The sequence below is a fragment of the Virgibacillus xinjiangensis genome, assembly GCF_042643145.1.
Taxonomy (GTDB): Bacteria; Bacillota; Bacilli; order Bacillales; family Amphibacillaceae; genus Virgibacillus_O; species Virgibacillus_O xinjiangensis.
In genome coordinates this window covers 81,601-88,449 of record NZ_JBHRSA010000013.1, presented here as the reverse complement: position 1 = coordinate 88,449, position 6,849 = coordinate 81,601, and the positions used below count along the sequence as shown (strand labels likewise).

Here is a 6,849-nt window from a genome sequence, read left to right as displayed (position 1 = left end):
TGCGAGAGTAGGACGCTGCCAGGCAACCGGAACCCCGGGAAGTGATCATTCACTTCCCGGGGTTTTTTATGTGCATGCAAGTGAATGATGCTATAGGTGTCTTACATTAGGCCAAACAAATCCCCATTGCCTCTTTCATTTAGCAAACCAAGAAACCATTCCTTCCTATTTAATTTAATTACAAAAGGGATTCAATAATTTTAAAAGCTTCTCATCCTAAAAAATTCTAGTATAAATGGTGAGTATAAGATGTATCCATTTAAAAAATGACAACGTTTTAATTTCTGACGATAGCTTTGAATCAGAATGCAGCAAAATGAAATTATTCGTAGAATGGGGAGTGCCACGTGGAAAAATTACGAGAAGAATCATTACAAATGCATAAGGACAACAAGGGGAAATTGGAAACAAGCGCAAAGGTGGCCGTCCGTAATCCATATGAGTTGAGTTTGGCATATTCGCCCGGAGTAGCTGAGCCATGCAAGGAAATCGCTGAAAATAAGGAGAGAGTATTCGACTATACCATGAAAGGGAATATGGTTGCGGTGGTTTCCGATGGATCGGCTGTATTGGGGCTTGGTGATATCGGCCCAGAAGCAGCGCTTCCTGTAATGGAAGGCAAGGCCGTTCTATTTAAAAGCTTCGCAGGTGTCGATGCATTTCCGATTTGTCTACATACCAATGAGGTGGATGAGATTGTCAATACGGTCAAACTGCTCGAGCCGACATTTGGTGGAATCAACTTGGAGGACATTTCGGCTCCAAGATGCTTCGAGATTGAAGAACGTTTGAAAAAGGAAACAAATATCCCTGTATTCCATGACGACCAGCATGGAACAGCCATTGTGACGCTTGCCGGCCTGGTCAATGCGTTGAAACTTGTGGATAAGAAAATGGAAGAGATCAAAGTGGTGGTCAATGGCGCGGGTGCTGCAGGTATAGCCATTGTGAAGTTGCTGAACCAATTCGGTGTTTCTGATATTATCCTTTGTGATTCGAAAGGCGCTATTTATGAAGGGCGGCCGTATGGCATGAACTCCCTTAAAGACAGCCTGTCCAAGATAACCAATCGCAATAATGTGGAAGGTACATTGGAGGAGGCAGTTGAGGGGACGGATGTCTTCATCGGCGTTTCTGTTGCCGGAGCACTGACCAAGGAAATGGTCGAAACCATGAATAAGGATGCGATCATTTTTGCGATGGCCAATCCGGTACCTGAGATCATGCCGGAAGATGCCAAATCCGCTGGTGCAAAAGTAATCGGCACCGGGCGCTCGGATTTTCCGAACCAGGTGAATAATGTACTTGCTTTTCCTGGGATATTCAGAGGAGCTTTGGATGTGCAGGCGACACATATCAATGAAGAAATGAAAAAAGCAGCAGTATTGGCCATTTCTTCCCTCATCTCTGAAAAGGAATTGTCTGATGCCTATGTCATACCAGGACCTTTCGATGAACGGGTAGCAACAGTAGTGGCCGAAGCTGTGATAGAGGCTGCCAAGGAGACAGGCGTGGCCAGAAAGGCGGACGTTGCAAGCTACATCGGGGTTTGACCAATATTCTTACTGGCAGCGACCACAGGATGGATAGATGTTGAATATGGAGGCAAAAGTCGACTGCGGGTGGTGCAGTCGGCTTTTTTAATGACAGGAAAAGCCTGAGGCGGGTCAAATTCAGTGCCCCTCTGTTCATCTGTCTGATACATGCTATAATTCTTTATGGATATGAGGTGGTCATTTGAAGAGAAACTATAGATTAAGCACGATTATCACAGTATTCGGCTGTATCGTTGTCCTGGTCTCCTTGCTGGTCACAGACATGCTGATTACTGCTACGACGAGTGAACGGATCAGAGCCAACCAGGAAGATAAGGCGCAGATCGTATCCAGGACGGTTGCCGAGTCTCAAGTCGTGAAAGAAAGCCTGGTCAATGAAGAAAAGGCAGGGGCTGTTCAGACGTATGCAGAAGAAGTTCAATCCATTACGGACATGATGTTTGTCGTGGTGATGGATATGAATGGCATTCGGTATACACACCCTAATCCTGAGCAGATAGGGAAGTCCTTTGCCGGCGGTGATGAGCAACGCGTATTACAAGGGAAAGAATACGTATCCACATCGGAAGGTACACTCGGGGATTCGGTCAGAGCTTTCACCCCCATCCATGATGACGATGGAAACCAATTAGGTGCTGTTGCAGTCGGCATTTCGCTAGAGAATGTGGAGCACGTCCTTTCGGAGAGCCATCGAAACATTGTGGAAGGCAGCATACTTGGCATTATCGTCGGGGTCATCGGGGCGGTTTTTTTGGCGAAATACATCAAAAAGATGTTATTCGGCCTGGAACCCTATCAAATTTCCAAACTTCTTGAAGAACGGAGTACGATGCTGCAGTCGGTGCATGAGGGAATTGTGGCGGTCGATGAGAACCAGAACATCACATTGGTAAATAAATCAGCACTTCGTCTGTTCAAAAAGGCTGGCTTGCCGGATCAACCGATCGGAATGAACATAACAGATTTCATGCCCAACACGAAACTGGACCGGGTGTTGGAAAAAGGGGAATCTGAACGGGATGAGGAACAGACATTGAACGGTATCGAGATTCTCGCCAATCGTGAACCACTGATGGTGAACCAGCAAATTGTCGGGGCCATTGCCACGTTCCGGGATAAATCGGAAGTCAATAAGCTCGCAAAACAGCTGACAGGTGTGAGGACCTATGTGGAGGCCCTCCGCGCGCAATCCCATGAATTCATGAATCGTCTTCATGTCATTCTTGGAATGGTGCAAATGGAAGCGTATGATGAATTAGTGGAGTTCATCCGAAAAATCATTGACCTGAAAAACCAGGATGTGGAGTCGGTCACGAAAAGTGTCAGAGATCCGGTGCTGGCAGGTTTCCTCATGGGAAAAATTAGTTATGCAAGAGAGAAGAAGGTCATGTTCACCATATCAAGTGATACAAAGATCGATAAAGAATTCAATGTGGAAGTAAGTCAGGAGCTCATTACAATCATCGGGAACCTAGTGGATAATGCGGTCGAAGAGCTCTCTGCCAGCAAGGAAAAGAAACTGTCCCTGCGAATGAAAGAGGAAAAGAGTACATTGCGAATAACAATTTCCGATTCAGGACCTGGGATTACCGAGGACAATTTCAAGAGGATTTTTGACAAAGGGTTTTCCACAAAGGGATCCAACAGGGGATATGGTCTATATTTGGTGAAGCAAAGCATAGAGAAATTAAACGGAAACTACCATGTCTATACGGACGGAAAAGGTACGGTGTTCGAAGTGATGCTTGATTATGATTGGATGAGAGATGGGATGCAAAATGATGATTAAGGTGCTCATTGTAGAAGATGACCCGATGGTGGCAGAATTCAATAAGCGGTTTTTGAGCAAGGTGGAAGGATTCCAACTGATGGGAATCGCGAGCTCCGTAGAGGAGGCGATGGACTTTCTGGAGGAAAAGGATGTCCAGCTCATCTTGCTGGATATTTATATGTCAGGTGAAAATGGGCTGGAAATGTTATCAGTGATACGGGAAAAGGGGCTGCCAATCGATGTCATCCTGATTACAGCTGCCACCCACACGGAATCGATCCAGACAGCTTTGCACTATGGGGCGATTGATTATTTGATCAAGCCCTTCGAATTTCCCCGTTTCAAACAGGCACTCCTTCGCTACAAGGAGAAATTCGAGCTGTTGCAGGAGCGGGAGAGTCTGGATCAACAGGAACTTGATAAGAAGTTATTGAACACGGAGCAAGAAAAAACTGCTGGACAGAAGCCACTGCCGAAAGGATTGACGAAAAATACACTGGCCGTGATCATCGACCGAATCAAGGAAGTGAAGGACTTTTCCACCGATGATATCGCGGAATCAACAGGGATTTCCAGGGTTTCTGTACGTAAGTACCTCATGTTCCTCGTGGAAATCAATGTATTGGAAGAGACGCTTACCTATGGCATTGGCCGGCCTGTATACCATTATTCCTATACAGGCAACCGTGAAAGAATCAACGAATATCTCCTATGAGGCCCCATGTGTTTACAGCCATGGAGATGCCCGGACCCAATCGATTGGGTCCGGTTTTTTTAGTTACAAAAAGAATTCATTAATTTAATAACCTTTAACGGGGAGAAATGGTGCAATAAGATATAAATACATCATGTTAGCGTTTACAGAGCGAGGAGGCCTTTTGATGCATAAACCGAACCTGCGGGATGAAGCGATTGAACTTCATCGTAAACATTCAGGAAAGATAGAAGTGGCTAGTAAAGTGGATATCGATGATGGAAAGGATTTGAGCCTTGTCTATACCCCCGGTGTCGGGGATGTGTGCAAAGCGATTGTAGAAGAACCAGAAAGGGCGGACACATTGACCTCCCGAGGGAATATGGTTGCAGTCGTGACAGATGGGACGGCTGTCCTCGGACTGGGGGAGATCGGTCCAAAGGCAGCGATTCCAGTAATGGAAGGGAAAAGTCTTCTGTTCAAGAAGTTCGCCGACATCGATGCGGTCCCACTCAGCTTGGATACGAAAGATACAGATGAAATTGTAAGCATTATCAAAGCATTGCAGCCGAGCTTCAGTGGGGTGAATTTAGAAGACATCTCAGCACCCAGATGTTTTGAAATCGAGGAGCGCTTGATCAATGAGCTGGACATCCCGGTTTTCCATGATGATCAGCATGGTACGGCCATTGTCGTATTGGCCGCATTATATAACGCATTAAAAGTAGTCAACAAAAAACATAAGAACGTCAAAATCGTCATCAATGGCGCTGGTGCAGCAGGCATTTCGATTGCCAAGCTTCTCCTGCATGCCGGTTACCAGGATATCACCTTGGTCAGTTTGGAAGGCGTGGTACGCAAAGGAGAGAGTTGGCTGAACATCGCACAAGCAAAAATTGCTGAAGAAACGAATACGCGGGGGACAGCAGGGACGTTGGACGATGCCATTCAAGATGCAGATGTATTCATCGGTGTATCTGCTCCCAGGGTGATGAAGAAGGAGCATATCCACGCAATGAAGGAAGATGCGATCGTGCTTGCGATGGCCAATCCGATTCCGGAAATATATCCCGAAGAAGCATGGGAGGCTGGAGCTGCGGTAGTTGGTACCGGCAGATCGGATTATCCGAACCAAGTGAATAATCTGCTGGCATTTCCGGGGATCTTCCGGGGAGCACTGGACGCGAAAGCGAAGGATATCACCATGAAGATGAAAGTGGCGGCAGCGATGGCGATAGCGAGCGTCATCAGTGATGAGGAACTGAGCCCTGCCTACGTGATTCCGAATGCGCTTGATGCACGAGTGGCCAGGTTGGTTGCGAAGGCAGTGAGGATCGCAGCAATCCAGGAGAAAAAGGGAAGGAACTCGGTTTCCTGATAACCGGGTCCTGAACGAGGATGAGGAGGAAGTGTAATGACAGAATTAGCAAGGAAACTTTCAGAGAGAGTGTTCAATAAAGAAGATACGGGCAAGGTACAAACACTCCCTACAAAGAACCGCGTGACCATTTTCAATGTGCCTGTTGCTTGGTTCGCCTTATTTGCGGTCGTAACTTTGGCAGGTATGTATACAGGAAACCTTCCGGGGGGAATGATTGGCAGCTTGCTGGTGATGATTGTACTTGGCGAGTTGTTCGGTTATGTGGGCGACCGCTTGCCGATTGTGAAAACCTATCTCGGCGGAGGCGCAATCATAGCGATCTTTGGCTCCGCTTACATGGTGTATAGTGGATTACTTCCAGAAACCATCACCACTTCTATTACAGATTTCATGAAGGCTGGAGGCTTTTTGAACTTTTATATTGCCGCGTTGATCACTGGCAGTATTCTGGGAATGAATTCGAAAATATTGGTGAAAGTCGGTCTGCGTTATTTTCTGCCAATAGGAGGAGCTGTCCTCGGTGCCATGGCACTCACTGGACTCATCGGCTCCATCGTAGGCTTCACCCTCCAGGAGGCTGTACTGGTTATCGCCATGCCGATCCTTGGTGGGGGAATGGGGGCGGGAGCCGTTCCGATGAGTCAAGTCTATTCCGAGCTGCTTGGAAATGACCCAAGCTATTATATCTCGATTCTGGTACCAGCTCTAGCTTTAGGAAATGTATTCGCCATCGTGTTGGCAAGTTTGTTGGACAGGCTGGGAAGAAAATATCCATTCCTGACAGGTAATGGCCAGCTGGTCAAAGGATTCAAATATGAAAAGCCAACATTCCATTATGATATTCAGAAAATGGGTGCCGGCTTGCTGGCAGCATTGACCTTCTTTACGGCTGGTGCATTGTTGAGCAGTTTTATTCCCATCCATGCTTATGCCATCATGATCATTCTTGTTGCTGCAACAAAGATCATGAATGTCATCCCGGCACCGGTGGTGGAAGGGGCCAGTCAATGGTATCAATTTGTCGCAAAGAATTGGACCTTTGCCCTACTATTTGGTATTGGTGTTGCTTATACCGACTTAGGAACCGTCTTGGAGGCATTGACCCTGCAATATGTACTGACAGTGTCCGGTGTAGTGGTAGGAGCCATCATTGGAGCGGGGCTGTTGGGCAGACTTGTTGGATTCTATCCGATTGAAGCAGCAATCACTGCTGGCCTCTGCATGGCGAATATGGGAGGTACCGGTGATGTGGCCGTACTTTCCGCAGCTAAACGGATGGAACTCATGCCATTCGCCCAGATTTCCTCCCGTTTAGGGGGAGCATTGATTCTGTTGCTGGCAGGCTTACTGATTCCATTATTTGTCTGACTGGATGAACGATACGGTATCTGGCACTCTATGCGCCGGGTACCGTTTTTATTTGCAGACGAAGAGTAGTGTTTAGCGG

Annotated in this window: 5 protein-coding genes; all 5 read left to right on the top strand. The window is 47.0% G+C overall.

The features are described from left to right. Positions 1-347: 347 nt before the first annotated feature. The 5 genes from ACFOGI_RS04655 to ACFOGI_RS04635 all read left to right on the top strand — a co-directional run bounded on the left by ACFOGI_RS04655 (position 348) and on the right by ACFOGI_RS04635 (position 6,770). Positions 348-1,553, top strand: coding sequence for an NAD(P)-dependent malic enzyme (locus tag ACFOGI_RS04655; protein WP_390269148.1), 1,206 nt, complete (start codon positions 348-350; stop codon positions 1,551-1,553). A gap of 184 nt (positions 1,554-1,737) precedes the next feature. Then, on the top strand, positions 1,738-3,345 hold the full coding sequence (dcuS, locus tag ACFOGI_RS04650) for a DcuS/MalK family sensor histidine kinase (protein WP_390269146.1): 1,608 nt from the start codon (positions 1,738-1,740) through the stop codon (positions 3,343-3,345). Further along, positions 3,338-4,042, top strand: coding sequence for a response regulator (locus ACFOGI_RS04645; protein ID WP_390269143.1), 705 nt, complete (start codon positions 3,338-3,340; stop codon positions 4,040-4,042). The genes dcuS and ACFOGI_RS04645 overlap by 8 nt, the downstream gene beginning before the upstream one ends. A gap of 166 nt (positions 4,043-4,208) precedes the next feature. Next, positions 4,209-5,399: an NAD(P)-dependent malic enzyme gene (locus ACFOGI_RS04640; protein ID WP_390269141.1), complete on the top strand. Its 1,191-nt coding sequence runs from the start codon at positions 4,209-4,211 to the stop codon at positions 5,397-5,399. 36 nt (positions 5,400-5,435) lie between these two features. After that, positions 5,436-6,770 (top strand): 2-hydroxycarboxylate transporter family protein, encoded by a 1,335-nt coding sequence (locus tag ACFOGI_RS04635; protein ID WP_390269138.1) that lies wholly within the window; start codon positions 5,436-5,438, stop codon positions 6,768-6,770. Positions 6,771-6,849: the final 79 nt, after the last annotated feature.

Bases quoted from the DNA above. Each gene is read 5' to 3' on its own strand.
- ACFOGI_RS04640 (WP_390269141.1), top strand. From the start codon at position 4,209: ATGCATAAACCGAACCTGCGGGATGAAGCGATTGAACTTCATCGTAAA.
- ACFOGI_RS04635 (WP_390269138.1), top strand. From the start codon at position 5,436: ATGACAGAATTAGCAAGGAAACTTTCAGAGAGAGTGTTCAATAAAGAA.
- ACFOGI_RS04645 (WP_390269143.1), top strand. From the start codon at position 3,338: ATGATTAAGGTGCTCATTGTAGAAGATGACCCGATGGTGGCAGAATTC.